Source organism: Sphingobium sp. VMM (assembly GCF_056790315.1).
In genome coordinates this window covers 212,154-238,347 of the sequence record NZ_JBXGSI010000002.1, presented here as the reverse complement: position 1 = coordinate 238,347, position 26,194 = coordinate 212,154, and the positions used below count along the sequence as shown (strand labels likewise).

The 26,194-nt window shown below is 65.8% G+C and carries 23 protein-coding genes; 10 read left to right on the top strand and 13 right to left on the bottom strand.

Annotated features, from left to right (window positions below; genetic code table 11):
* Positions 1-64: 64 nt before the first annotated feature.
* From ACUCV3_RS03685 to ACUCV3_RS03670, 4 genes are all read left to right on the top strand, one after another.
* Positions 65-1,207, top strand: a complete 1,143-nt coding sequence (locus tag ACUCV3_RS03685) for an acyl-CoA dehydrogenase family protein (protein WP_122928334.1) — start codon at positions 65-67, stop codon at positions 1,205-1,207.
* An 11-nt stretch (positions 1,208-1,218) separates the two neighbouring features.
* Complete coding sequence (locus ACUCV3_RS03680; protein ID WP_206364632.1) at positions 1,219-2,283, top strand: enoyl-CoA hydratase/isomerase family protein; 1,065 nt, start codon at positions 1,219-1,221, stop codon at positions 2,281-2,283.
* 179 nt (positions 2,284-2,462) lie between these two features.
* The gene (gene mmsB / locus ACUCV3_RS03675; RefSeq protein ID WP_122928827.1) at positions 2,463-3,350 is read left to right on the top strand and encodes a 3-hydroxyisobutyrate dehydrogenase; all 888 of its coding nucleotides are present in this window, start codon (positions 2,463-2,465) and stop codon (positions 3,348-3,350) included.
* Between the two features lie 98 nt (positions 3,351-3,448).
* Positions 3,449-5,026 (top strand): cytochrome P450, encoded by a 1,578-nt coding sequence (locus ACUCV3_RS03670; RefSeq protein WP_122928332.1) that lies wholly within the window; start codon positions 3,449-3,451, stop codon positions 5,024-5,026.
* A gap of 38 nt (positions 5,027-5,064) precedes the next feature.
* Here ACUCV3_RS03670 and ACUCV3_RS03665 read toward each other — a convergent pair whose 3' ends face one another.
* The 5 genes from ACUCV3_RS03665 to ligK all read right to left on the bottom strand — a co-directional run bounded on the left by ACUCV3_RS03665 (position 5,065) and on the right by ligK (position 10,633).
* Positions 5,065-5,697, bottom strand: coding sequence for a DUF4198 domain-containing protein (locus tag ACUCV3_RS03665; protein ID WP_072893776.1), 633 nt, complete (start codon positions 5,695-5,697; stop codon positions 5,065-5,067).
* Positions 5,698-5,708: 11 nt separating this feature from the next.
* Positions 5,709-7,778: a TonB-dependent siderophore receptor gene (locus tag ACUCV3_RS03660; protein ID WP_004208437.1), complete on the bottom strand. Its 2,070-nt coding sequence runs from the start codon at positions 7,776-7,778 to the stop codon at positions 5,709-5,711.
* A 156-nt stretch (positions 7,779-7,934) separates the two neighbouring features.
* On the bottom strand, positions 7,935-8,822 hold the full coding sequence (locus ACUCV3_RS03655; RefSeq protein ID WP_122928331.1) for an amidohydrolase family protein: 888 nt from the start codon (positions 8,820-8,822) through the stop codon (positions 7,935-7,937).
* Complete coding sequence (locus tag ACUCV3_RS03650) at positions 8,819-9,871, bottom strand: 4-oxalomesaconate tautomerase (protein WP_122928330.1); 1,053 nt, start codon at positions 9,869-9,871, stop codon at positions 8,819-8,821. Before ACUCV3_RS03650 ends, ACUCV3_RS03655 begins: the two co-directional genes overlap by 4 nt.
* 87 nt (positions 9,872-9,958) lie before the next feature.
* Positions 9,959-10,633 carry a 4-carboxy-4-hydroxy-2-oxoadipate aldolase/oxaloacetate decarboxylase gene (gene ligK, locus ACUCV3_RS03645; protein ID WP_037520103.1) on the bottom strand — a complete coding sequence of 225 codons (675 nt, stop codon included), beginning with the start codon at positions 10,631-10,633 and terminating at the stop codon, positions 9,959-9,961.
* Positions 10,634-10,737: 104 nt separating this feature from the next.
* Between ligK and ACUCV3_RS03640 the strand changes: the two genes are divergently transcribed.
* From ACUCV3_RS03640 to ACUCV3_RS03615, 6 genes are all read left to right on the top strand, one after another.
* Positions 10,738-11,889, top strand: a complete 1,152-nt coding sequence (locus tag ACUCV3_RS03640) for a LysR substrate-binding domain-containing protein (RefSeq protein ID WP_069337804.1) — start codon at positions 10,738-10,740, stop codon at positions 11,887-11,889.
* Between the two features lie 64 nt (positions 11,890-11,953).
* A complete protein-coding gene (locus ACUCV3_RS03635) occupies positions 11,954-12,850 on the top strand; it encodes an NAD(P)-dependent oxidoreductase (RefSeq protein WP_122928329.1) in 897 nt (298 codons plus the stop codon).
* Positions 12,847-13,869, top strand: coding sequence for an amidohydrolase family protein (locus ACUCV3_RS03630; protein WP_026109430.1), 1,023 nt, complete (start codon positions 12,847-12,849; stop codon positions 13,867-13,869). Before ACUCV3_RS03635 ends, ACUCV3_RS03630 begins: the two co-directional genes overlap by 4 nt.
* A gap of 84 nt (positions 13,870-13,953) precedes the next feature.
* Positions 13,954-14,358, top strand: a complete 405-nt coding sequence (gene ligA, locus ACUCV3_RS03625) for a protocatechuate 4,5-dioxygenase subunit alpha (RefSeq protein ID WP_004208430.1) — start codon at positions 13,954-13,956, stop codon at positions 14,356-14,358.
* Positions 14,358-15,206 (top strand): class III extradiol dioxygenase subunit beta, encoded by an 849-nt coding sequence (locus tag ACUCV3_RS03620; protein WP_122928328.1) that lies wholly within the window; start codon positions 14,358-14,360, stop codon positions 15,204-15,206. Before ligA ends, ACUCV3_RS03620 begins: the two co-directional genes overlap by 1 nt.
* 159 nt (positions 15,207-15,365) lie before the next feature.
* Positions 15,366-16,307 carry a Gfo/Idh/MocA family oxidoreductase gene (locus tag ACUCV3_RS03615; RefSeq protein WP_097384488.1) on the top strand — a complete coding sequence of 314 codons (942 nt, stop codon included), beginning with the start codon at positions 15,366-15,368 and terminating at the stop codon, positions 16,305-16,307.
* A 130-nt stretch (positions 16,308-16,437) separates the two neighbouring features.
* Here the strand turns inward: ACUCV3_RS03615 and ACUCV3_RS03610 are convergent, their stop codons facing one another.
* From ACUCV3_RS03610 to ACUCV3_RS03575, 8 genes are all read right to left on the bottom strand, one after another.
* Positions 16,438-16,665 carry a hypothetical protein gene (locus tag ACUCV3_RS03610; RefSeq protein ID WP_122928327.1) on the bottom strand — a complete coding sequence of 76 codons (228 nt, stop codon included), beginning with the start codon at positions 16,663-16,665 and terminating at the stop codon, positions 16,438-16,440.
* Positions 16,655-16,885 (bottom strand): hypothetical protein, encoded by a 231-nt coding sequence (locus ACUCV3_RS03605; RefSeq protein WP_004208426.1) that lies wholly within the window; start codon positions 16,883-16,885, stop codon positions 16,655-16,657. The genes ACUCV3_RS03610 and ACUCV3_RS03605 overlap by 11 nt, the downstream gene beginning before the upstream one ends.
* Before the next feature lie 61 nt (positions 16,886-16,946).
* Positions 16,947-20,276: a glycosyl hydrolase gene (locus tag ACUCV3_RS03600; RefSeq protein WP_278377026.1), complete on the bottom strand. Its 3,330-nt coding sequence runs from the start codon at positions 20,274-20,276 to the stop codon at positions 16,947-16,949.
* 15 nt (positions 20,277-20,291) lie between these two features.
* Positions 20,292-20,720 carry a hypothetical protein gene (locus ACUCV3_RS03595; RefSeq protein ID WP_122928325.1) on the bottom strand — a complete coding sequence of 143 codons (429 nt, stop codon included), beginning with the start codon at positions 20,718-20,720 and terminating at the stop codon, positions 20,292-20,294.
* The gene (locus ACUCV3_RS03590) at positions 20,717-21,619 is read right to left on the bottom strand and encodes an alpha/beta hydrolase (RefSeq protein WP_122928324.1); all 903 of its coding nucleotides are present in this window, start codon (positions 21,617-21,619) and stop codon (positions 20,717-20,719) included. The genes ACUCV3_RS03595 and ACUCV3_RS03590 overlap by 4 nt, the downstream gene beginning before the upstream one ends.
* Before the next feature lie 14 nt (positions 21,620-21,633).
* A complete protein-coding gene (locus ACUCV3_RS03585; RefSeq protein WP_122928323.1) occupies positions 21,634-22,938 on the bottom strand; it encodes a family 1 glycosylhydrolase in 1,305 nt (434 codons plus the stop codon).
* A gap of 24 nt (positions 22,939-22,962) precedes the next feature.
* Positions 22,963-23,811, bottom strand: a complete 849-nt coding sequence (locus ACUCV3_RS03580) for an alpha/beta hydrolase (RefSeq protein ID WP_122928322.1) — start codon at positions 23,809-23,811, stop codon at positions 22,963-22,965.
* Between the two features lie 70 nt (positions 23,812-23,881).
* Complete coding sequence (locus ACUCV3_RS03575) at positions 23,882-26,167, bottom strand: TonB-dependent receptor (protein WP_122928321.1); 2,286 nt, start codon at positions 26,165-26,167, stop codon at positions 23,882-23,884.
* Between the last annotated feature and the right edge of the window lie 27 nt (positions 26,168-26,194).

The window sequence follows — 26,194 nt, the reverse complement described above, 5'->3', positions numbered from 1 at the left end:
GCGCCGCGCTAAATGGATGCTGACATCCGTCAGCATGACAATTTGAAAGAATGAGACAAGCCCCATGACCCAGTTCGACCTCACCGACGAGCAGCGCGCCGTGCAGGAACTGGCGCAGCGCTTCACCGCCGATGCGATCACGCCCCATGCGGCCAAGTGGGACGAGGAGCATCACTTCCCCCGCGACACCATCCGCCAGGCGGCTGAACTGGGTTTCGGTGCCATCTATGTGTCGGAAGAGAGCGGCGGCATCGGTCTTGGTCGGCTTGAATCCGCCCTCATCATGGAAGCGATGGCCTATGGATGCCCCTCCACCTCGGCCTTCATCTCGATCCACAATATGGCCGCCTGGATGATCGACCGCTTCGGCGAGGAAGCGGTTAAGCAGCGCTATCTCCCCTCGCTGGTCACCTGCGAGACGATCGCCTCCTACTGTCTGACCGAACCGTCCGCCGGCTCGGACGCGGCGTCGCTGCGCACCCGCGCGGTGCGGGACGGCGATCATTATGTCGTCACCGGTTCCAAGGCGTTCATTTCGGGCGGTGGCGAAAATGACATTTATGTCGTCATGGTCCGTACCGGCGAAGATGGCCCCAAGGGCATCAGTTGCCTGGTGATCGAGAAGGACATGGAAGGCGTCAGCTTCGGCGCGCAGGAGCGCAAGCTCGGCTGGCATTCGCAACCCACCGCCCAGGTCAATTTCGACGGCGTCCGCGTGCCGGTCGCCAATCGCGTGGGCGCGGAGGGGCAGGGCTTCGCCATCGCCATGGCCGGGCTCGACGGTGGCCGGCTCAATATCGGCGCCTGCTCGCTCGGCGGCGCCCAGCGCGCGCTGGACGAGGCAGTCAATTACACCCGCGAGCGGCGCCAGTTCGACCGCGCGATCGCCGATTTCCAGAATACCCAGTTCACCCTGGCCGACATGGAGACCGAGCTTCAGGCCGCCCGTGCGCTGCTCTATCTCGCCGCCGCCAAGGTGAGCGAGGGTGCACCCGACAAGACCAAATTCGCCGCCATGGCCAAGCGCTTCGCGACCGACACCGGTTCGGCCGTGGCAGACCGCGCGCTGCAGCTGCATGGCGGCTATGGCTATCTGATGGACTATCCGGTCGAGCGCATCTGGCGCGACCTGCGGGTCCACCGCATCCTGGAGGGCACGAACGAGATCATGCGCATGATCACCGCCCGCGAATTGCTGAAGGCCTGAAAGGGATGACCATGACCGACGATGTGCTGATTGCGGTGGAGGGCGGCGTCGGACGCCTGCGGCTGAACCGGCCCAAGGCGATCCATGCCCTGACCCGCGCCATGTGTGCGACCATGACCGACGCACTGCTCGCCTGGCAGGATGATCCGGCGATCCGCGCGGTGATGATCGACCATGCCGAAGGGCGCGGCTTCTGCGCCGGGGGCGACATTCGCCTGATCGCGGAAAGCGCGGCCGGCGACAATCTCGCCGCGCGCGATTTCTTCGCGACCGAATATCGCCTCAATCATCTGCTCTTCACCTATGGGAAGCCGGTGATCGCCTTCATGGACGGCATCACCATGGGCGGCGGCGTCGGCATCGCCCAGCCGGCGCGCTATCGCGTCGCGACCGAACGCACCGTCTATGCCATGCCGGAAACCGGCATCGGCCTGTTCCCCGATGTCGGCGGCGGCTGGTATCTTTCGCGCCTGCCGGGCCGATCGGGCCGCTATCTCGCCGTCACCGGCGCGCGCATCGACGGCGCGGACGCGATCGCGCTCGGCCTTGCCACCGACTATCTGCCAAGCGATCGGCTGGAGGAGGCGAAGGCCGCGATCATCGCCGACCCGTCCGATATCGGCGCCGTACTGGCGCGCTTTGCCGTCAGCCCGCCCGACAGCGATTTCGCCGCCCGCCTGCCGGATATCGACCGGCTGTTCGCCAGCGACCGGTTGGAGGATATCTATGCCGCGCTGCGTGCCGACAGATCGGACTGGGCGCAGGCGCAGCTTGCCGCGCTCGACACCAAGTCGCCCCAGACGATGAAGGTCGCGCTGCGGCAATTGGCGCAGGCCAGCCGCCTGACCCGCTTCGTCGACAATATGGCGATGGAATATGATCTGGCCTGCCGCGTCATCGCCCGGCCCGACATTGTCGAAGGGGTGCGCGCGCTGATCGTCGACAAGGACAACCAGCCCCGCTGGAACCCGCCGACGGTGGAGGCGGTGACCGACCAGCTGGTCGACGCGATCTTCGCGCCTCTGCCGGACGGCGAGCGCTGGACCCCGCTGCCGCAAGCAGCGGTCGAAGCCTGAGAGTGTATTTGGAAATGCGCCGTTGGCGCATTCGCACCAGCCCGCACCCCCACCCGACCACCCATCAGGGTACCATGTCTGGGCGGTCGGGTGGGGGGGCGGGCCGGTGCCGCATCGAAAATGCGCTCTACCGCGCATTTTCCAAACAAGTTCTGACATAATAAAAGGATAGGATGGACATGAGCAGCATCGGCTTCATCGGCCTGGGCAATATGGGCGGCGGCATGGCCGCCAATCTGGTGAAGGCGGGCCACGCTGTCACCGCCTTCGACCTGTCCGAAGTCGCGCTGGCCCGCGCCGAGGCGGCCGGTTGCACCCGCGCGGCGTCTGCCGCGGGAGCGGTGAAAGGTGTCAACATCGTTGTCACCATGCTGCCCGCCGGCAAGCATGTCCGTGCCGTCTATGGCGAGCAATTGCTGGGCGCGGTCGCGCCGGACACGCTGCTGATCGACTGCTCGACCATCGACGTCGCCTCCGCCCGCGCCGTCATCGAACAAGCGAGCGAACGTGGTCTTGCCATGGTCGATGCGCCGGTGTCGGGCGGCATCGCCGCGGCCAATGGCGGCACGCTGACCTTCATGGTCGGTGGCGAGGGTGCCGCCTTCGCCCGCGCCGAACCGATCTTGCAGGCGATGGGCAAGGCGGTGATCCATGCCGGTGCGGCCGGGGCGGGGCAGGCTGCCAAGATCGTCAACAACATGCTGCTGGGCGCCACCATGGTCGCCACCTGCGAAGCCTTCGCCCTCGCCGAAAAACTGGGTCTCGATCTCCAGACCTTCTTCGACATTTCGTCCAAGGCGTCGGGGCAGAGCTGGTCGATGACCAGCTATTGCCCGGTGCCCGGCGTCGGCCCGGAAACGCCGGCCGACCGCGACTATGAGGGCGGCTTTGCCAATGCGCTGATGCTCAAGGATCTGAAGCTCGCGGTGGAGGCCGCCCATGGCGTCGACGCCAGCGTGCCGATGGGCGCGGCGGCGGAATCGCTCTATCAGGCGCTCGTCAACACCGGCGCCGGGGCCAAGGATTTCTCGTCCATGATCCGTTTCCTCAAGGGCGCGGCGGCCTGACATCCCTGACTTGACCGCAACCACATATGATCTACTGTGTGTCATATGTGGTTGCGCGATCGCTCCTGCGCGCGTGACAGCAGCATGGGAGAGAGACGATGGTGGCACTGGAGGCGCGCGACTATTTCACCGATCGCGGCATATTACAGGATCCCTATGCCTTTTTCGAGGCGGTCCGGGCGCATGGACCGGTCTATCAGCCGCCGGGCCGCGACTATCTGATCGTCACGGGCTTTGACGAAACGCTCGAAGTCCTCGCCAATGCCCAGGATTTTTCCGCCGTCAACGCGCTGCAGGGGGCTGCGGCGCCCTTGCCCTTTGCCCCGCAAGGCAGCGACATCAGCGCGCAGCTTGAAGCGCATCGGTCCGATTTTCCCGGCGGCACGATGCTGGTCGGGCTGGACGACATGCCCCACACAATGTTGCGCGGGCTGGTCAACCGGCTGTTCACCCCGTCCCGCCTGAAGGCGAATGAGCGTTTCATATCCGACTATTCGGACCATCTGGTGCGCCGGGCGGTGGCGCAGGGGCGCACCGAGCTGATCCGGGACATCGCCACCCCCTTCGTCACGCTGGTGATCGCCGATCTGCTGGGCGTGCCGGCGGAGGATCGCCAGCGCTTCATGGATGTGATCGACGCCGCGCCGCCGCCCGGCAGCCTCGACACGGCGGACAATGACTATGCGGGGGAGGGGCATCCGCTGATCGTCATGGGTTCCTATTTCGCCGCCTATGTCGAGGATCGGCGGCGTCATCCGCGCGAGGATATATTGACCGAACTGGCGCTGGCCAAATATGCCGACGGGACCACGCCCAGCGTGGCGGAGATCGTCAACCTCGCCACCTTCCTGTTCGGCGCCGGGCAGGACACCAGCGCCAAGCTGCTGGGCAACGCCATGCGCCATATTGTCGATCAGCCGGGGCTACAGGACCAATTGCGCGCCGACCCGGCGCTGATTCCGGCCTTGATCGAGGAAGTGCTGCGGATCGAGGGATCGAGCAAGCAGACGGCGCGGGTCGCGCGGCGCGATACCCGGATCGGCGATCGGGCGGTGCCGGCGGGCACCTGTATATTGCTGGCGCTGGCGGCGGCCAATCGCGATCCTGCGCGCTGGGAGGGGCCGGCAGAGTTGCAACTGGATCGCCCCCGCATCCGCGAGCATGTCGCTTTCGGCCGGGGCAAGCATGTCTGCGCCGGCGCGCCGCTCGCCCGTGTCGAGGTGCGGATCATTCTGGAGAAGTTTCTGGAGCATAGCAGCGCGATCGAACTCGACCCGGCCCGCCATGGCCCGCCCGGTGCCCGCGACCTGCATTTCGAGCCGAGTTTCATCATTCGCGGGCTGGCCGACCTGCACCTGACCCTGACGCCATCGACCACCGCATTGGCCGATCGGGGTGAGACGGGCAGCTTCCCCGTTGCGGGGCAGGCGCCGCAAGCACAGGTGGAACCACAGGATGAAATGCTGTCGACCGCTCGCACGAAGATCGGCGTGCTGCTGGCCGATCCGCAGACGCGCAGCCTGCTCGATCGCTATTTTCCGGGCGTGGCGGATGACCAGCGCATTGCGATGGCCAGGGGCATGACGCTCCGCGCGATCCAGCCCTTTGCCCCGTCGCAGTTCACCGATGCGGCGCTCGACGCGCTGGACGCGGATCTGGCGGCTCTTGCCGCATGAGGCGGCGGCGCGGGTCGATGGCCCGCGCCGCCCCGGTCTCAGTTGTTGACGAAGGTCAGCGTGGCGATGTTGTAGAGCGTCGCCACCTTGGCGCCGCGCAGGCTGAGATCGCCCTTTTCCTCCTGCGTCGCGGTCAGGATATAGCGGCCCTTTTCCCTGATCGGCAGGGTCACGCGTCCCTGGGCGTCGGTGACGAAGCCCTTCGACCATTTGTCGGGCGAGATCGCGGTTACCTTGACCCCGGCAAGCGGCTTGCCGTCGCGGACCAGCGTGAAGCTGTTGGCGCCTGCAGCGGTCGGCACGATTTCCAGCGGCATCCCGGCCTTGGCTTCGCTGCGACCGGCGCGCGCATAATAGATCACGCCTTCCTTCTTGCCTTCCTCGCCCCAGGGATCGAACACGCTGTCGTCGATCACGCGCACGTCGCCGGCGGGCACAGCGACCTCGATATAGCCGGCCTTGCGCACCTGCGCGGCGGAGGATGCGGGCACCAGCTTGGGTGCCTTCAGCTTCTCGAACTCTGGGTCGCCGCCTTCGGGCAGCGGATCGCCCGGCTCGCCCAGATAGATGCGCGCCGGGCCGGCGCCGTCACGCTCGACCCACACTTCATGCGCCTGCGCCATTGCGGGCAGGCAGGCGATCGCCAGCAGCGCACTAGTCCATTTCAGCATAGTCTCTCTCCTCAGAAACGGAAGCCGACCGTGCCCATGACGTTGCGCGGCGCACCCATGAAGCAGTCGCCACGCGCCAGGCAGGACGCGTAGAATTTCTTGTTGAGCAGGTTGGTCGCATTGAGCGCGAAGCGCCAGTCCTGCCAGGTGATTTCCGCCAGCGCGTCGACGGTGGTGCGCGACGGCGTGACGATTGACCAGATCGCGCTGGTCGACACGCTCTTGCCGCTATAGACGACGCCGCCGCCCAGGCGCAGCTGCGCCTCGTCTGCCAGGCCGAAGGTCTTGGTGGACCAGAGCGATGCGGTATGGCGCGGCATATAGTCGAGGCTGGTGTTGGTTTCCGACTTCAGCTTCGAATAGCCATAATTGGCCAGCAGTTCGAAATTGCCGGGCAGGGTATGGCTCGCTTCGATCTCGAAGCCCTTGGTGTTGAGCACGCCCGACTGTTCGGTGCCGCCGGCCGCGAGATAGAGGACGCGGTTGCGCTCCTTGATCTTGAACACGGTGGCGGTGACCAGGGTGCTGGGGGCGGGCTGCCACTTCACGCCGGCTTCATATTGGGTGCCGGTCTGCGGCTTGTAGGCATCGCCATAGCTGCCATCGCCATTGTCGATCCGGCCGGCGACCGGCAGGAAGCTCTCGGTGTAGCTGAAGAAGGGCGAGATGCCGGCGCCGATTTCGCCGATGATGCCGGCGCGGAAGGTGGTGGCATTGTCCTTCTGGCCCGAAGAACCGGTCACGCGGTCGCGGCGGGCGCCCAGCACGACCGATACCCGGTCATAGAAGCGGATCTGGTCCTGGACATAGACGCCGAGCTGCTTCTGGCTGTCGCTGGTGAACGGACCGGTCGGATCATAGGTCGCCAGCGCATCATAATCGATGTCGTAAAGGTCGACCAGTTCATAGCCGCCGGCATAACGCTTGGACACCTTGTTCCAGCTATAGTCGATGCCGACCAGCAGCTTGTGCTCGATATTGGCGCCGGTGTTGAAATTGAACTGGACGTTGTTGTCGGTCGAAAAGACGTTCATCCGCGCGTCGCTGGCATCGGCCGTCAGCGCGATGGTGCGCCCGTCGGTGCCATAGACCGAGAAGGGATCCTGCGGGTTGGTATAGCTGTCGGCATAATGGGTGTTATATTCCAGGTCGCTGTCGATATAGCGCGCCTTGAGGCTGAGCTTCACATTGTCGGAGAAGCGGTGGGTGATCGAGCCGCCACCCTGCAGCGACCGGCCATCATAGCGATCCCAGCCGGCCTTGCCGACGAAGGTGTAGCGATCCAGCTGCTCGCCCGCGACATTGTTGGGCATGAAGGTGCCGACGATCGGCAGGAACTGCGACGTCGAACCGGTATCATCCTCCTGATAGAGGCCGGTCAGCACGATGTCGGTATCGGGCGTCGGCTGCCAGCGGATCGAGGGCGCGAACATCACGCGGTCGTCGGGGACATGGTCGACATAGGTGTCGGCGTCGCGGACGCGGCCGACGAAGCGCACCGCCAGATTGTCGGCCAGCGCGACATTGACGTCGCCCATCGCCTCCTTGCGGTCATAGCTGCCATAGACAAGGTTGAGTTCGCCGCGCGTGGTGAAATCGGGCGTCTTGCTGACCAGGTTGACCAGGCCGCCGATCGACCCCTGGCCGAACAGCACCGATGCCGGGCCGCGCAGGATTTCCACGCGCGAGAAATTATAGGGGTCCGACGTGATCGACGCATAATAGCTGAAGATGTCGCGCATGCCGTCGCGGAACTGCAGCGCGTCCAGGCCACGGACGTTGAAGCCATCGACGCGGGTATCGCGGCCATAGGGGTTGGCCAGCACGCCGGCGGCATATTTCACCGTGTCGCTGATGCTGATCGCGCCCTGCGACAGATATTGTTCGGACGTGATGACCTTGATCGGCTGGGGCAGTTCGACCAGCGCGGTGTCGGTCTTGGACCCGGTGGTCGCGGCGGTGACGACGATGCTGTCTTCGTCGGTGCGGGGGGCGTCCGCAGCGGCCGCCTCTGCCGACCAGGCGGTGCCATGGCACAGCGCGATCAGGGCCGCGCCGCTCAATGCGATGAACTTCTTCATATGGGATCCCCCGTGACTCGTTTATGGGGCGCCCATAGCGATATTGATATTCGTTCGCAATTCTGTTGACTTGCATTTGCGAAAGGCATGTTGCGCAAATGCAACCGGCCGCCCCAGACGGAGCGGCCGCGTGCTGATTGGAAACCGGCTGTGCCCTTATAATTCCTCGGGCCAATAGAGCCGCATGGGGTTGTCGATCAGCAGCTTGCGCTGCAATTCCACCGTCGGGGCGATGCGCGGGATCATGTCGACCAGATGGCCGTCATCGGGGACCGCATCCTGCATGTTCGGGTGCGGCCAGTCGGTGCCCCACAGCACGCGGTCCTGATAGTCGGCGACCAGCGGCGCGACCGCTTCGGCAAAGGCGTTCCACGGATCACCTGTCGGATCGAGCCGATCCGGGCAGGTCGCCTTGAACCAGATGTCGTCACGGCTGTCGAGGAAGGCGCGGAACGCCTTCATGTCGGCGCCGTCCGGACCCTGGGTCACGTCGGGGCGCCCCATATGGTCGATCACCAGCGGCACCGGGATCGCGTCCATGAAGGGGCGCAGTTCCTCCAATATGTCGGCCTCGAAATAGATCACCACATGCCAGCCCTTGGGCAGGCGCTTGGCCACTTCCAGGAACTTGTCCTTGGGTGCGTCATCGACCAGGCGCTTGAGGAAATTGAAGCGGATACCGCGCATCCCGCCCTCATGCAGGGCGGCAAGATCGACTTCGGAAATGGCCGGATCGACCACGGCAACGCCGCGCGCCTTCCCGTTCGACCTGGCGATGGCGTCCAGCGTTGCGGCATTGTCGGTGCCATGGCAGCTGGCCTGCACGATGACGTTGCGGGCGAACCCCAGATGATCGCGCAGCGCGAACAGCATGTCCGGGCCGGCATCCTCGGGCAGATATTTTGCCTTCGCGCTGAAGGGGAACTGCGCCATCGGACCGAACACATGGCAATGGGCGTCGATCGCGCCGGCCGGCGGGGTGTAGCGCGGTTTGGACGGTTTGCCGTGCCAGCTGATGATGCGGCCAGGTTCGGGGGCGGTCATGCGAAAATCTCTCCATCCATCAACTTGCGCGCGGTGCGCAGCATGGCGGCGCTGATCACCGCGCCACTCTCGTCCAGTTCCATGACGCAGGTCGTCTCGCCGGTCGGATGCTCGACCGACAGCGTCTTGCGATTGCCTGCCGGGATAACGGCAACTTCGGCCGCCGGCGATCCGTCGATCAGGCAGGCGGTGGCGACGCTGACCGCGCCCAGCACGCCGATCGAGGCATGGGCGCGATGCGGGATGAAGCTGCGCACCGTGACCGCGCCGCCATCGCGCGGCGGGGCGACCAGCATCATCTTGGGCACTGACTTTTCCTTGACGTCGCCCAGGTTCATGCGTTCGCCGACAGCGAGGCGGATCACTTCGATCCGGGCTTTGAGCGCCACGTCCTTGTCCAGCGTGTCGCGGTCCTCATAGCCGGTGATGCCGACATCCTGCGCCTTCATCACGACGCAGGGCATGCCATTGTCGATCAGCGTGACGCGCACGCCCTCGACCTCGTCAAAGGCATTGCCGGTCGGCAGCAGTGCGCCGCAGGAGGAGCCGGCGGTGTCGCGAAACTCCAGCGGGATCGGCGCGGCACTGCCGGGCACGCCGTCGATCCTGGCCTCGCCAACATAGCGGACCGTGCCGCCCGGCGTCTGCACCGTGGCGATCGCGATCTGTCCGGTATTCTCCATGAAGATGGCGACGCGGGTCTCGCCGTCCTGCCCGGCGACAAGGGCACGCTCGATCGCGAAGGGGCCGATGCCAGCGAGGATATTGCCGCAATTCTGCGCGTCGCTGACGATCGCCTGATCGACGAAGACCTGGAGGAAGAGATAGTCGACATCGACGCCCTCCCGATCGGATTTCCTGACGACGCCGACCTTGCTGGTCAGCGGATCGGCGCCGCCCATGCCATCGATCTGGCGCGGGTCGGGCGATCCCATGGCCCGCAGCAGGAAGGCGTCGCGCGCGGCGCTGTCGGCGGGCAGGTCTTCCGAAAGGAAATAGCCGCCCTTGGACGTGCCGCCGCGCATCCACATGACTCTGGCCGACGTCATGCCCTGCCTCCGTTCGGTTCGAGCCTGTCGAGAACGGGGCGCAGGGTTCTCGACAGGCTCGAACCGAACGGGGAATATGTGAGAGCCTTACACATATTTCAGGCCCATTTCCTGGAGGCGCGGGCGCATATTGTATATGTCGAGGCCCAGTTCCCCGGCGGCCAGGCGGACGCGCTTGGCTTCCTCGGCGGCCTCGCGGGCCTGCGCCTTTTCCAGCACGGCGGCGGCGTCGGCGCGCGGCACGATGCACACGCCATCATCGTCAGCGATGATCACGTCGCCCGGATTGACCAGCGCATTGGCGCAGACAACCGGGATATTGACCGATCCCAGCGTGCCCTTGATCGTGCCCTGGGCATGGACCGCCTTGGACCAGACCGGGAAGTTCATCTGCTTGAGGTCGCGGACGTCGCGCACGCCCGCGTCGATGATGAGGCCACGGCAGCCGCGTGCCTGGGCGGAGGTGGCGAGCAGATCGCCGAAATAGCCGTCGGTGCAGGGGCTGGTCGGGGCGAGCAGCAATATGTCGCCTTCCTTCAACTGCTCGATCGCGACATGGACCATCCAGTTGTCGCCCGGCGGGGCGGAGATCGTCACCGCGCTGCCGGCGATGCGGGCGCCCGGATAGATGGGGCGCATATAGGGGGCGAGCAGGCCCTTGCGGCCCTGGGCTTCATGGACGGTGGCGACGCCCGCCTTGGCGAGGCCGTCGATGACGGCGAGGTCCGCCCGTTCGATATTCTGGACGACAATGCCGGACATCAAGCCTTCTCCTAGCGCATAAGTTGACAGCGATGTGGACAGGTGCAGCGCGATGCTCAAATCCGAACTGGAACCAGTGCATAAATTTTTGCTAAGTGTTGGACATGAACCCCGACCAGTTCAATATCCGTCATCTCGCCGCGATGGCGGCCGTGGTGGAGCTTGGCAGCGTCAGCCTGGCGGCGCGCGCGGTGAACCTGACCCAGCCGGCGGTGACCCAGGGGATCGCCAAGCTGGAGGCGCAACTGGGCCTGCCGCTGTTCGCGCGCCAGCCCGGCGGCATGGTCGCGCTGGAGCCGGCGGAGCGGCTGAAGCCCCGGATCGATGCGGCGCTGCGGCTGATCGGCAGCAACCGGGTGACGGCGGCGCAGGTGCGCGCCTTCGTCGCCCTGGCGCGCGGCGGCAGCTATGCCGCGGCGGCGGTGGCGACCGGCGTGGCCGAACCCTCGCTGCACCGGGCGGTCGGCGATCTGGGGCTGGCGCTGGGGCAAAGGCTGGTCGACCGGCGCGGGCGTGGCGTGATGCTGACCAGGGCCGGGACGGTGCTGGCGCAGCGGCTGCGGCTGGCGCTGGCGGAATTGCGGCAGGGGCTGGAGGATCTGGCCGACCTGCGCGGGCAGGAGGGCGGGCGCATCCTGGTCGGCGCCATGCCGCTTTCGCGCGCGCGCCTGATCCCGGATGCGATCGCCCGGTTCCGCGCCGATTTCCCGCTGGTCGACATCAGCGTGCATGAAGGATCGCATGCCGAACTGGTCGGCCCGCTGCGCGATGGCGAGATCGACATGATGGTCGGTGCGCTGCGCGATCCCGCCATGGCGCTGGACCTGGCGCAGCGGCCCCTGTTCGAGGATCGGCCGACCATCCTGGCGCGGCGTGGCCATGCGCTGGCGGCGGGCTGGGACGCCGATGCGCTGCGCCGCTATCCCTGGATATTGCCGCCGGAGGGCACGCCGCTGCGGCAATTGTGGCAGGCGATGTTTGCTGCGCTGGGCGGCGATCTGCCGGCGGTGCCGATCGAATGCGGATCGGTGATGACGATCCGGCAATTGCTGGTCGGCGGCGAGTATCTGACCTTGCTGTCGCACGATCAGCTGGCGCTGGAGCTGGAGGCCGGGCTGCTGATCGATATCGGCCCGGCACCCGGCGCGATCAGCCGGACCATCGGCCTCACGACGCGGGCCGACTGGCGCCCGACCCGGTTGCAGCAGCAGTTCATGGCCGCGATCGATCAGGCTGCGGCACATATGAATTCGTAAAATCTTATACTGGTCCAGCGGATTCGATTGGCGGCATCTGACATGATCCGTCATCCAACCCGACATGGAGCAGGAAATCGGTCTGATCGGATTTGGCGAGGCAGGGGCCACCTTTGCGATGGCGGGGGACTGGATCGACGCAGCCCGCGTCTATGATATCCAGACCGATGTCGGCGCCACCCGCGATGCGATGTTGGCGCGCTGTGCCAGGGCCGGCGTCCGGGCCGTGCCGACGCTGGCCGATGCTGTTGCGCCCGTCACCTTCATCCTGTCGCTCGTCACCGCCGACCAGGCGCTGGCCGTGGCGCAGGCCGCCGCCGCCCATATCGCCCCCGGCGCGCTTTATTGCGATCTCAACAGCGTCGCGCCGCAGACCAAGCAGGCGGCGGCCCGCGCGATCGAGGCGGCCGGTGGCCATTATGTCGATGTCGCCGTCATGGCGCCGGTCGATCCGGCCCGGCTGAACGTGCCGCTGCTGGTCAGCGGTGCCCATGCCGATGCGGCGCGGGCAGGGCTGGCCCGGCTGGGCTTCACCAATATCCGCGTCGTCGGCGAGGCCGTCGGCCGGGCGTCGGCGATCAAGATGATCCGGTCGGTGATGGTCAAGGGGCTGGAGGCGCTGACCGCCGAGTGCATGCTGGCGGCCGATGCGGCGGGCGTGCTGGACGAGGTGATCGGATCGCTCGATGCCAGCGAGAAACCGCGTCCCTGGGACATTCGCGCCGACTATAATCTCGACCGTATGATGGTCCACGGACTGCGCCGCGCGGCCGAGATGGAGGAGGTGGTCAAGACGCTCGACGGCCTTGGCACCGGTTCCGCGATGACGCGCGGCACGGTCGAGCGCCAGCAGGCGATCGGCACGCTGGGCCTCAAGGCACCGCCCGAAGGGCTGGGCGCCAAGATCGACAGCATCATCCAAGCAAAAGCAGAACAGACAGGAAAGGCCGACGCGGCATGACCATGATTATCGACTGCCACGGCCATTATACCGTGCTGCCCAAGGGGCATGACGCCTGGCGCGAGGAGCAGAAGGCGGCATTCAAGGCGGGCGTGCCTGCCCCCGCCTATCCCGACATCAGCGATGCCGAAATCCGCGAGACGATCGAGGCGAACCAGCTGCGCCTGATCAAGGAACGTGGCGCCGACCTCACCATCTTCTCGCCGCGCGCTTCGGCCATGGCCCCCCATGTCGGCGACGCGGCGGTGGCGAAGGAATGGGCGATGCGCTGCAACGACCTGATCGCGCGCGTCGTCGGCCTGTTCCCCGAAACCTTCGTCGGCGTGTGCATGCTGCCCCAGTCGCCCAAGGCGGACATGGCCAACAGCATTGCCGAGCTGGAACGCTGCGTCGACATGGGCTTCATCGGCTGCAACCTCAATCCCGATCCGGGCGGCGGCCATTTCCAGCATCCGCCGCTGACCGACAAATATTGGTATCCCTTCTACGAGAAGATGGTCGAGCTGGACGTGCCGGCGATGATCCATGTGTCGGGCAGCTGCAATCCGGCGATGCACGCGACCGGCGGCTATTATATCGCGGCCGACACGATCGCCTTCATGCAGTTGCTGGAGGGCGACCTGTTCAGGGACTTCCCGACCCTCAAGTTCATCATCCCGCATGGCGGCGGCGCCGTGCCCTATCATTGGGGTCGCTATCGCGGCCTGGCCGACATGTTGAAGAAGCCCGACCTGTCGACCCATCTGATGAACAACATCTTCTTCGACACCTGCGTCTATCATCAGCCCGGCGTCGACCTGCTGGCCGACGTGATCGACAACAAGAATATCCTGTTCGGGTCGGAAATGGTCGGCGCGGTGCGCGGCATCGATCCCACCACCGGCCATTATTTCGACGATACCAAGCGCTATGTCGATGCGCTGGACATCAGCGAGGGCGAGCGTGCCGCGATCTTCGAGGGCAATGCCCGCCGGGTCTTCCCCCGGCTCGACGCGCAATTGAAGGCGCGCGGCCTGTAACCCTATCCCCGCGGAGGGGCGCGTTCATCCCCCGGTCCTTTGTTGGAAGGAAGGGCCGGGGGATGGATGCCAAGAGAGGATGAGATGAGCATCGATATCCACGAATATCTCGCCGAGTTCGACGATATCCCCGGCACCCGCGTCTATACGGCGGCGCGGGCGCGTCAGGGCTATTGGATGAACCAGTTCGCGATGAGCCTGATGAAGGCGGAAAACCGCGTGCGCTGGCTGGCCGGCGAGCGCGCCTATATCGACGAATGGCCGATGACCGAGGCGCAGAAACAGGCGATCCTGGACCGCGACTATAATCGTTGCCTGGACCTGGGCGGGAACATCTATTTCCTTGCTAAGGTGTTCTCGACCGACGGCCTCAGCTTCCTGCAGGCGGTCGGCACCATGACCGGGATGAGCCCGGAAGACTATCAGGCGATGATGATCGCCGGCGGCCGCTCGCCTCAGGGTGTCCGCTCCATCAAGGAGAAACGCTGATGGCCCGCATCACTGCCGGCGTCGCCACCAGCCATGTGCCCGCCATCGGCGCTGCCATGGATCTGGGCAAAACCGCCGAACCCTACTGGCAGCCTTTGTTCGCCGGCTATGACTGGTCGCGGCAATGGATCGCGCAGGAAAAGCCCGATGTCGTGATCCTGGTCTATAATGACCATGCCTCCGCCTTCGACATGAAGATCATCCCGACCTTCGCGATCGGCTGTGGCGAACGCTACAAGCCGGCCGACGAGGGCTGGGGGCCGCGCCCGGTGCCCGACGTGATCGGTGAGCCGGACCTGGCCTGGCACATCGCCCAGAGCCTGATCCTCGACGAATTCGATATGACCATCATCAACGAGATGGATGTCGACCATGGCCTGACCGTGCCGTTGAGCCTGATGTTCGGCCAGCCCGACGCCTGGCCGTGCCGGGTGATCCCGGTCGCGGTCAATGTCGTCACCTATCCGCCGCCGTCGGGCAATCGCTGCTGGCGACTGGGCGAGGCGATCGCCCGCGCGGTTGAGAGCTTCCCCGAGGATCTCAACGTGCAGATCTGGGGCACGGGCGGCATGAGCCACCAGCTTCAGGGGCCGCGCGCCGGACTCATCAATGCCGAGTGGGACAATCGTTTCCTCGACCTGATGAGCCAGAGCGACGATGGCGAGGCGCTGCGCGCGATCGAGCATATCGAATATCTGCGCGAGACCGGGTCCGAAGGGATCGAGATGGTCATGTGGCTGATCATGCGCGGCGCGCTGGGCGACAAGGTCCGGCCGCTGCACCGCCATTATCATGTTCCCGCTTCCAACACTGCGGTCGGGCACCTGGTGCTCGAACCAACGGACTGAATTTCGGTTCGCACTCGTGCCTCCCCTCCCTTCCAGGGAGGGGCCGGGGGTGGGTGCGAGCGTAGCGAGCCTCCTTCGGAGGCACCCACCCTTGAATAGAGACAGGTGTCTCTATTCACCCCCCCCTGGAAGGGAGGGGCTTTAGATGGAGAAAATTCCATGCGTATTGCCCTCGCCGGTGCCGGCGCCTTTGGCGAAAAGCATCTTGATGGCCTCAAGAATATCGACGGCGTCACCGTCACCTCGATCATCGGCCGCGAACTGGAGGCGACGAAGAAGGTCGCCGAGAAATATGGCATCGGCCATGTGACCACCGACCTCAACGAGACGCTGGCGCGTGACGATGTCGATGCGGTGATCCTGTGTACGCCGACCCAGATGCACGCGGAACAGGCGATCGCCTGCATGAATGCGGGCAAGCATGTCGAGGTGGAAATCCCGCTCGCCGACAGCTGGGCCGATGCGCAGGCGGTGCTCGCCAAGCAGCAGGAAACCGGTCTTGTCTGCATGGTCGGCCATACCCGCCGCTTCAACCCGTCGCACCAGTTCGTCCACAACCGCATCCAGGCGGGCGAATTCAACGTCCAGCAGATGGACGTGCAGACCTATTTCTTCCGCCGCAAGAACATCAATGCCAAGGGCGAGCCGCGGTCGTGGACCGACCATCTTCTGTGGCATCATGCCGCGCATACGGTCGACCTGTTCGCCTATCAGGCCGGCAAGATCGTCGCCGCCCATGCGATGCAGGGGCCGATCCATCCGGAACTGGGCATCGCCATGGACATGTCGATCCAGCTCAAGAGCGAGACCGGCGCCATCTGCACCCTGTCGCTCAGCTTCAACAATGACGGGCCGCTTGGCACCTTCTTCCGCTATATCGGCGACACCGACACCTATATCGCCCGCTACGACGATCTGGTGAACGGCAAGGAAGAGCCGATCGATCTGGCCGGGGTCGCCATCTCGAACAATGGCATCGAGTTGCAGGACCGCGAGTTCATTAGCGCGATCCGTGAGGGCCGCGAGCCCAACAGCTCGGTCGCCAAGGTGTTCGACTGCTATCGCGTGCTGGGCGAACTGGAAACGCAGCTCGCCGGCTGATTCCGATCCCTTCGGGGTCGCAAGGGGGCGTGGATGGCGACAGGCCGTCCGCGCCCTTTGTCTTTGACAAGGTGCAGTGATGCTGGCGCATCAGCACCTTGCAACGCTCAAGCGCCGCGCGGGCTTGGCATTATCGATCGATCAGCGGATGGCGCAGGTGCAGGTCGTCGAGCAGCGTCTCGATCACCGATATCTCGCCCGCCGTGCCGTTCGGCGTGAAGGCCCAGTTGCAATGGGGATGGGTGGCGCGGCTGTAGATTCGGACCGGGCCGATCGCCTTGCGCCAATGATGCTTGCTCTTGCCATGGGCGATCACCAGCCGCGCGATCATCATGTCGATCAGCCGGTCAGACGTCATCGTCCCACCCTTCGATCCCGTCCGCGTCGCGATTGCCCGACCAGCTGACCGGGCTGTCCAGATAGGCTTCCAGCTCGCGCCAGTGCCGGTCCCAGCCGGGGCCGCGCCGCGCTTCGGGCACCTGCCGTTCGACCAGCCAGCGGGCGCGGGCCACGGGATTGCCCGCCGGGGCGCGCAGCCGGTCGAGGATGGCGCGGATGCTCTGCTGATCGTCGGTCATGATGACCGCCTGATAGGCGGCGACTTTCCCGCGTTCAAGCGAGCATCCGCGCGGCCCCTGCTTATTGTTCCGCCGACAGCGTGACCGGCCCGATCAGGCCCGACGGACGCAGCGGCGCATTGGGGCGATAGGTGGGGGCGGCGGTGAAGGTGATCTTGTCCGCGCCGGGCTGCTGGTCGCCGATCAGGCGGTTGACCCACAGGTTCGCGACCTTCACTTCGATCGCGTTGCGGCCGGGCTTCACCAGCTTTCCGACGTTGAGGCGATAGGGGGCGAACCAGCTTGTGCCCGCGACCTGGCCATTGACCCTCACCTCCGCGACATCGCCGACACTGCCCAGATCAAGCCAGAGCGGTGCGCCGGCTTTGGCGCCCTTGGGCAACGTAAAGCTGCTGGCATAGGTCGCCTCGCCCGAGAAATAGCGCACGCCCGGATCGCTGCTCTTGTCGAGCGCCGTCAGTGTGGGCATCGCAATCTCGGCCGGCGCGCCGCGACCCGGCTGGAAGCGCACGGTCCAGGGCTGCGACAGGGTGGCGACCGGCTTCACCGCCACCGGCGCGATCGTCCGGCTGGGGGCCTGCGCCGGTTTGCGGAACAGGATGAAGAAGGCATCCTCCGGCCCGACATCGAGCGGGACGACCGTGTCGCTGCCCTCGGTCCTATAGGACAGCGGCGCGGCGCTGCCGTCGATCGCGCGCCAGATTTCCGGCTGGCGGCCGGTGACGCGGAAACGCGCTTCGACATGCTCGGCCTGCGCCTTGCCATTGGTCACATAATAGAGGTCACCATCGGGCAGGGCGCGGTGGAGGAAGCGATAGGCACCGGCATCGCCGCTGCCGGTGACACGGAAATCGGCGCCGATGCCCGTGCCGGCGAGCGCGGCGTCGATATCGGCGCTGGCGATTACCTTGCCCTTGCCGACCGGCTTGCCGCTCCACAGTTTCGCCACCAGCGCGCGGAAGGCGGCGGGATCGTCCTGCAGGCCGGGCGCGCGTTCGGGTGCCGTGCCGATCAGGGTGGCGCCAGCCTCGACCAGCGCGGCGATGCGCTGCAGCGTGGCGAGCGTCATCACCTTGCTCGATCCGCCCAGATACAGCGCCTTGTAGCGCGCCTTGCCGGCGATCAGGTCGCCATCCTGCACCGACGCTTTGGTCGCCAAAATCTCGGCATTGACGAAGTCATAGGCATAATCGCTGGGCAGGTCGGCCGGCACGCCATGTTCGAACAGCGCGGTGATCGGCGCATCCTCGCCATAGAAATAGGCGATGTCGGCATGGTCGCGGCCCTGCTGCAACAGGAAGCCGGTGCGCGCCATATAGTCGACCCAGGGCTTGGCCATATTGGCCCAGCTTTCGTGGCGGTTGAAATATTGGCCGAAGATCATGAGGCTGAGGCCCGGCACCTTGTCATCCACCGGCTGGTGGACGGAGGTGTGGACGATCGGCCGGTTGACGCCGGACACGAATTCCAGGTCGATCACGCGCTTGAGGTCCGCCGGGGCAAAGGCCCAGGGCGCGAAGGCCGAGGTCATGCTTTCGGCCGACACGATATTCTGTCCATAGATATGGGCGACCGACGCCGCGCCCTTCATGTCGCCGATCAGCGTCGGGCGCGGCGCGCTGCCGCGATTGAAGGTCCACATCGCCGCCATCGGCACGTCGGTATGCGATCGCATGGCAAGGTCGTCGCCCAGCACCGGCCGGCCATTTTCCAGCGCTTCGCCATAGACGGTCAGGCCATTTTCATGCGCGACCCGCGCCACCGTGCCATAATGGGCGTCGGCCAGCAGGTCGGCCAGGGTCTGGCGATAATCATGCAGGAAGGCGTCGCTGCACGCGGGCGATCCCACGACTGCGCCGGTCAGGGTCGGCAGGAAGGGGACGGGATCATAGCCGCGCCGCGCCTTGAACTCCTCCACCATGCGCGGTGTCCAGTTGGACGCGCCCACCTCGATACTGTCGGTCAGCAGCGCGCTGATGCCCTTCCTGCCGATCCAGTCGGCGCCGACCGCATCGCGATACATGGCGAGATAGGTTTCGAGATAGCGGCGCACGGCGGCCGCATCATATTTGTCGACCTCCAGCCCGGTGGCTTCGGGCGTGGCGGGATGGTTGGTCTTGCCGGTCAGCGACCAGCCCATGCGGACGATGCGCCAGCGCGTGCCCTTGGGCGCGGTCCAGTCGAGCGTGCCGTCGGGGCGCAGCCGGTCGGTCAGGTCGATGACCCTGGCCGGATCGATCGCCGGTGCATCGGCCGGACCCATGCTCAGACGGTTATAATCGGATGCGATGGCATAGCCGGCCTTCGCTTCAAACTGGTCGATCCGCGCCTCGGCCGACAGGCGCAGGTCGCCAATGCCCAGGGTCGGGCTGGCCGGGCGGCCGAACACGTCGATCATCACCGCGCCGGGTGCGCCATCGCCCAGGCCCGGCGACTTGGCGGCATCATTGGGCGACAGGACCAGCCGGAAGCGCTGCGCCGTGACGGGCGCAAAGCTGGTGGTGGAGGCGACTTCGGTCAGCGAGAAGCGGCCGAGCGGCTGCCAGCCCTGCGCCGTTTCCGCCTCGATCGTCGGGCGATAGGCGGGATCACCGAAGGGCGGCCGGGCATGAGGCACGAACAGGCTGGCCGATCGCACCGTGACGGGCTTGCCATAATCGAGGATCAGCGTGCCGGGATGCGCCGCATCGCCCTTGGCCATCTGGGCCACGGTTTCCAGATCGCTATCGCCCAGCGCGGCGGCGCCCGCGATCGGCTGGCCATTGGCGTCAAGGATGCGGGGCGTCGGCAAGGGTGCCGCTGCAATCGGATAGGCCAGCACCCGCGCCTCGCCATAGGCGCGCGGCTGGTCCGGTATCTCCGCGTCGCCCGCCAGCGGATCGCTGAACTTGGCGCTCTGGAACGCGCCGGTCACATTGGACGGGGCGGGCAGGGCGCCCTTGACCCGCTGGCCGCCCTCGACCTCGACTTCAGACCAGACCAGCTTCTTCATCGCGTCCTGCGGCTTGACCCAGGGGCCGCCAGTCTCGCTCCAGCCCGGCGACGCCGCGATCGCGAATTCCAGCCCCTTGGCATCGGCGGTCTGGACGGCATGGCGGAAGGCGTCCTTCCAGCCGTCGGTCATATAGACCAGCCGTTCCTTGACGATCTGCGGTGTCTGCAGATTGGCGTCGAAATTCTGCACCCCGCCAATGCCGATGCGCGCCAGCCAGTCGAGATCCTTGTCGATCCCGTCCTTGGTCACATTGCCGTTCAGCCAGTGCCACCACACACGCGGCCGGGCCGACTGGGGCGGATTGTTGAAGCCGTCGGCCAGATCGTCGGCCTGAGCCGGCATGGCGAGAACAGTGCCGGCCAGCAGCATGGCGAGACGCAGGGAACGGAATGTCATCGGGGCGATCCTCATTCAGATGATTGGGGCGGATGACAGCATCCGCCGCAGCGCCAGACTGGCGACCAGCGCACCGAGCGCGCCGCCATAGGCAATCTTGATGGCCAGCGCGGCGCTCCAGCCGATCGGCGGCAGGCCACCGGTCGCGAGTGCAAGCAACCCGCCCAGCGCGGCGCCGGCCAGCGCAAAGCCGGCGGCGCGCAGCAGGATCGGACGCAGGGCGCCACCCACCCGTCTGCGCGCGATCAGCGCCGGGACGAGCGCGCTCATGAGCGCAACGGCAATGCTCTGCGGCACGAAATCCAGCGCCAGTCGATCGGGCGTCGCCCAGGCCAGCAGGCGCGGCTGAGTGCCGAACACAGCGAGGAAGAAGGCCAGGCTCAACGCGCCATTGATGCCGACGCTGATCGCCGCCTCCCGCCGGATCGAGACGGTGCCGGTCATTGTCCCGCCTTCGTAAGCAGGCCGCGCATGTCCATCCAGCTCAGAAATTGCGGCAGCAGGCCCATGGTCGTCGTGCCCGGCTTGCCCATGCCGAACCCATGATCGCCGCGTTCATAGGCGTGGAGTTCGACCGGCACATGCGCCCGGCGCCAGCTTTCCACCAGCGCATAGGAGGGATTGGGGAACAGGCTGTCGTCATTGGCGATCGCCGCGAACATCGGCGGCGCGTCGGCGGGGACATCGCGCGGCAGCATCGGGCCATAGACATAGCCGATGAAGGACGGGCGATCCGCGCCCTTGCCCTCCAGCGTGGCGTTCATGACGGTCATGGCGCCGGCGGAAAAGCCGATCATGCCGACCCTGTTCGGATCTACGCCCCATTTGCTCGAGTTTGCGCGGACCAGTTTGAGTGCGGCTAGTGCATCCAGTGTGGCGCGCGGCTCGCTGATCGTTGGCGGGACGTTGGGATCGCGCAGCGAATCCGCCATGCGCTTGCCCATATAGGCGGATGCCTCGGCGGTGTCGGCCGGGGTCTGGTTCAGCCGATATTTGAGGACGAAGGCCGCGACGCCATGATCGGCCAGCCAGCGCGCGACATTCCAGCCCTCATGATCCATCGCCAGCAGCATGAAGGCGCCGCCGGGCGCGACGATCACCGCCGCGCCGGTCGCCTTCGCCGGATCGGGCAGGACCGGCGTAATGGTCGGCACGGTGACGTTGCGCACGGCGAGGTCGTCGCCGAAACGCACCCAATTCTCGGCCGATCCCTTGGGCGCCTTCAGATCAGGATAGAGCGGGATGGCATTGGGCTCGGCCGGAGCCTGCGCCGGCACGGGCGTCGGCATCTGCGCGATGGCGGGCGAGGCCAGCAGCAGCGGCAGGAGGACAAGGCGCTTCATGGCAGGCCTCCCCTTCAGAGCGCGTTGCGGCGGGCGATCGCGCCATAGACGGCGGCGCTGGGCTTGGCCGTGCGGGCGAAGGTCACCGGATCGACGCTGTGCAGGCCGAATTTGGGCTTGTAGCCGAAGATCCATTCGAAATTGTCGAGCAGCGACCAGTGGCAATAGCCCAGCACCGGCACGCCATCGTCGATCGCGGCCTTGAGCCCCGCCAGCGCTTCGGGAATGAACTTCGCGCGGACCGCATCATCGTCGCTGCCCACGCCATGTTCGGACACCAGGATCGGCACGCCGGTCGCTTCATGGGCAAAGCGCACCGCGCCGCCGAGCGAGGGCGCCCAGACTTCGGTGCCGGACCAGTTGACGGCCGATCCCTTGGGCGCGGGCAGGCGGCCCTTGTCGCCCCACAGGGCGCGCTCGTAATTCTGGACGCCGATGAAATCGTCGGCCTTCGCAATCTCCAGCCAGTTGCCGTAAAGCTGCTTGCGCATGGTATCGCGCACCGAATGGGCGCCGACCGCCTGATCATCCATCAGCGCCAGCGAGAAGCCGACCGGCAGGTCGCCGCGCACCGCCTTGATCGCGGCCTTGCCGGCCTTGTGCGCGGCTTCCAGCCCGGTCTGGAGCGCGGGCAGATCGTCGAAGCCGGCGACATTGGCGCAGACATATTTGGGCACGCCCAGCCGCTTGGCGGCGGTTTCCAGCGTCAGTTTCTGGATGTCCCACACCTGCGGCGGCAGCATGGGCTTGAGCAACAGCAGGATATTGGGCTCGTTGAGGGTGATGGCGCTGGCGATGCCCTGGCCCAGCGCGCGCATCGCCTTGTCGCAATAGCGGGCGAAAAGCTGCGCGCTTTCCGGGTTGGTCCAGCCGCCCTGCGCGCTGAACCAGCGCGGCGCGGTGAAATGGCTGAAGGTGACGATGGGGGCCAGGCCGCGGGCATGGCAACCGTCGATCACCGCCTTGTAATGATCGAGCATCGCCTGGGAGAAGAGGCCCTTTTCCGGCTCGATCCGTGCCCATTCGATGCCGAAGCGATAGGCGTTGAGGCCCATGGCCTTGACCAGATCGAGGTCGGTTTCCCACAGCGCGAAGCTGTTGCAGGCGTCGCCCGAAGGCTGGGCAAAGACGGTCGGCTGCTGATTCTCCACGAACCACAGGTCGCTGGCGATATTATTGCCCTCGACCTGATGCGGCGCAGTGGCCGCGCCCCAGTAGAAGCCCTTGGGGAAATTGGGGGTGGCGCTCTTGCGCGCGGCGATGGCAGGGGCGGCCATCAGCGCGGCGCCGGTAGCCAGAAGGGTGCGGCGATCCAGCATGTTCCGTCTCTCCTATTATAATTGTCAGGCAGTGGTTTCGCGCACAAAGGCGCAGATTTCTTGCAACAGCCGCCGGTCGGCGGTGCCCAGATGCATGGCCATGCTATAATGATTATGGCCCGACTGGATGAAGGCGCGCGGCATGGCGCCATGGCGGGCGAGCCGGTCCTGCAACAGCCTCAGAAACTCGGCCTGGAAGCGGGGCGGGTCGAACTCGGCGCAGGCGATCAGCAGCGGCAGATCGGTTGCGGCAACGGCCTCCAGCGGCATGCGGTCGGGATAAAATGAAGCATCGCCATAATAGAGCGTGTCGCGCGGATCGAGCGGGGTATAGCCATAAAGACCCGACAGCAGCACGGCGGCGCGCACGGCGTCCGATCCGGCAAGTTTCAGATAGCCCGCGACATGGACCGCGCCGGCCGATGTGCCCATCAGGACGATGCGATCGGCATCGCCGCCATGTTCGGCGGCATGATCCTTGAGCCAGCCGACGACCGCCGCGACATCCTCGGACCCCGCCGGCCAGCCATGGTCGGGGGCAAGGCGATAATTGATGACGACGCCCAGGAACCCGGCCTGCGCCGCCATCCGGCCGACATTGGCATTGGGCCAGGCGTCGGCGCTGCCCTTGTCGCCTTTCAGGAAACCGCCGCCATGGACGAAGACCAGAATGGGGGCAGGGGCATCACCCTTGGGGGCATAGAGGTCGAGCCGGTGGCGGGCATCCGGGCCATAGGCGATGTCGGCCTGCGTCACCGGAACCGCCGCCGCCAGCGCCATCTGCTCGGCATCGAACAGCGCCCGGCACTGGCCGAGTATGTCCGGTCCCAGATCGGTGCCCAGTGCGGTGATGGCGTCCCTGATCGGCTTCATATGTCCCCTCTGGCCAGAAGGATTAGGAAAAAAGACGGGACGCCACCAGCGGCGCCCCGCCTCAGGAGGATCAGAATTTTGCGTCCAGGCTGATGCCGATCTGGCGGAAGGACTGCGGGCCATAGATGGCGCCGATATTCTGCTCGCCCTGGTCGGTGGTGTAGGGGAAGTCGCTCTGCATCAGCGAAGGCTCATGCACGTTGAACAGGTTGCGACCGAAGATCGCGACGCTGTAGCGATCGTCATCGGTGCGCAGGCCGATGCGGCCGCCGACCAGCCAGTGCGACCGGAAGGTGGTTTCGTCGTTCGAATTGGCTTCGTAGCGCACCTTCGACTTCCACACCGTATCCGCCGCCAGGAAGCCCTTCAGGCGGCTCGTGACCGGCGCTTCATATTCGCCCGACAAAGTGAACTTGTACTTGGGCGCATAGGCAAGCTGGCTGCCGCCGATATTGGTGCCATCGGTGCCGATGAAGCCGCCCGGATAGGTCGCCTTGGCATAGATGAAGCCGGTGTTGAGCGACAGGCCATCGAAGACCTTGCCGAAGAAGTTGATTTCCGCGCCGCGCGACTTCACGCCATTGATGTTGGTCTGGACGCAGGAGATGACCGCGGTGCTGTCCACCGTGCACTGCTGCGCCTGGAAATTCTTGATCTTGCTGTAGAAGACATTGAGGTCCGCGACCCAGCCGCCGAACAAGGTGCTCTTGAGGCCCAGTTCATAGGCGGTCGGGATTTCCGGCTGCACGACGAAGGGCTTGGCCGGCGCCGAGGGGATGGCGATCTGCCCGCCCTTGAACCCGCGCGAGGCGGTCGCATAGACCATGGTGTCGTTGGCCAGGTCATATTGCGCGCCCAGGCGCCAGGAGAATTTCTGGACGTCCAGCACGGTGCGGCTGAACGGATCGGTGGGGGTGAAATAGTCGTAGCGGTCCATCGACAGGCGGTCGGTGGTGTAGCGACCGCCGGCGATCAGCCGCAGTGCGGGCGACAAATGGAAGGTGCCCTGGCCGAACACGGCGAGCGATTCATCCTGAATGTCGATGTCGGCGCCGGGGTTGCGCACGATCGGGATGACGAGGCCGGGGAAGGGCACGACCGACACCGCCAGCGTTTCGGGATCGCGGGTCTGCTTCTGGTTCGAATAGAAGACGCCGGCAGTATATTCCAGGAACTGGTCGGCAGGCGAGCTGACGCGCAATTCCTGGGTGAAGAGGCTCAGGCGCCGGTTGGTCGGGCCATTGGCGACCTGCAATTCCAGCGGATCGCCGCGGAACACGTTGGTCGCCGCGCCATAGCCGGTCTCGTTCGACTTGCGATAGGCGGTGATGGAGGTGAGGGTGAAGGGATCGGCCTCATAATCGACCTGCAGCGATCCGCCATAATTTTCGGTATGGCCGACATAGCTGTCATCGCTGCAATAGTCGCGATTGCCTTCGCCCGGCGTCACGCCACAGCTGGCAAGCCGGGCGGTGATGCCGGTGGTGTCGGCGAGCAGGCCGCCCAGCGCCGTGCCCGGACCGCTGGTCTTGACGAAGGTGAAGAAGTCGCCGCCATTCTCGATCCGGCTCTTGGTATAGTCGCCGATGACATTGACGGTCAGGCGGTCGGTCGGCTCCCACAGGAAGCGGCCGCGAATGCCGTAGCGATCGGTATCATTATAGTCGCCGGTGCTGGCATTGCGGTTCGGCCCCTGGCGGAAATTGGCGACGCCCGACAGGCGGATCGCGGCGTTGGTCGCCAGCGGGATGTTGACCATGCCCTGCACGATCTGGTTGCCGAACTTCGACCCCAGCGTGCCGGCGTCGGACAATTCGGTACGGACGCGAGCGGCAAAGCCGGTCGGATCGGGCGCATTGGTGGTGATGTTGATGACGCCGGCCGATGTGGTGAGGCCGAACAAGGTGCCCTGTGGTCCCTTCAGCACTTCGATCCGGCTGACGTCGAACAGGTCGGAGATATTGGCGTTGCCCTGGCTCACCTGGTCGACAACCACGCCGACCGAGGCGACGGCACCGGCCGAGAAGGTCTGGGTGCCTATGCCGCGGATCGACCCGCCGCCGCCGGTATTCTGGCCGGGCGCCTGCTGGATTTCCAGGCTCGGCGCGATGCGGTTGAGGTCGTTCATCGTGTTGACCTGCTGCCGTTCCAGCTGGGCGGCATTGGCCACGGTGATGGAGATCGGCACCTCGGTCACCTTCTCCGCCTTGCGCTGGGCGGTGACGATGATGTCGGAATTGTCCGCCGGCTGGGCCGCCTGTTCGGGCGCGGGTGCGTCCTGTGCGAAGGCCGGCGCGGTGATCGCGATGGCGCTCGCGCTGGCGAGGGCCGCAATGGTGATTTGGATGTTACGCATGGTCTGTCCTCCCCCGGTATGCGGGTT